The following is a 218-nucleotide window of genomic DNA, read 5'->3' as shown; positions in this document are numbered from 1 at the left end:
GATGTCGTAACGGACATAGCCGCCGATGCGCAGGCAGGTTTCGGTGCCGGGGATGTAGAAGTAGCCCGAGCCGTAAACGTCGCAGATCTTGACGTATTCAGCCGGTTCCGGCTCGGCGACGACGACGGCGTCGGCGGCGCGCGCACCGGAAACTGCGATCAGGGCCGCAGCGGAGCCAAGGAGAAGGCTCTTGATGTTCATTTTCTGACCTCCAGTCA

1 protein-coding gene is annotated in these 218 nt (G+C 61.9%); it reads right to left on the bottom strand.

The window, feature by feature from the left end; genetic code table 11:
* Positions 1-201: porin (locus tag DH08_RS30015; RefSeq protein WP_192182881.1), on the bottom strand; the 201-nt coding region annotated here is incomplete at its 3' end.
* Positions 202-218 lie beyond the last annotated feature (17 nt).

This window comes from Mesorhizobium amorphae (assembly GCF_014843845.1).
In the GTDB taxonomy this organism is placed as follows: Bacteria; Pseudomonadota; Alphaproteobacteria; order Rhizobiales; family Rhizobiaceae; genus Mesorhizobium; species Mesorhizobium amorphae_A.
Note: the sequence above shows the minus strand (reverse complement) of the source record. Positions and strands in the feature narration are given on the sequence as shown.